A 354-nucleotide genomic window follows, 5' to 3' on the forward strand; every position below is an offset into this window, starting at 1 on the left:
GCATTTCAACTGGCGCTGGATGTTCATCATCGAAGGCTTGCCGGCGGTGTTGTGGGCGTTTATCTGGTGGCGTCTGGCCGATGACCGTCCGGCCCAGGCCAAGTGGCTCAACGACCAGGAAAAGCAGGACCTGGAAAGTGCCCTGGCCGCCGAACAGGTCGGCATCAAGGCAGTGAAAAACTACGCCGAAGCCTTCCGTTCGCCAAAAGTCATCATCCTCGCCTTGCAGTTCTTCTGCTGGAGCATCGGCGTCTACGGTTTCGTGCTGTGGCTGCCATCAATCCTCAAGGCCGGCGCGCAAATGGACATGATCGAAGCCGGCTGGCTGTCGGCGTTACCCTACCTGGCGGCAGT

At 59.6% G+C, this 354-nt stretch carries 1 protein-coding gene; it reads left to right on the forward strand.

The genetic code is table 11. The annotated features are described in order from the left end of the window. Nucleotides 1–354, forward strand: a 354-nt coding sequence (locus AC1DF0_RS32715) for an MFS transporter (protein ID WP_477577804.1), incomplete at both ends; no start/stop codon positions are given.

Source organism: Paenibacillus sp. 05T425, from assembly GCF_056396205.1.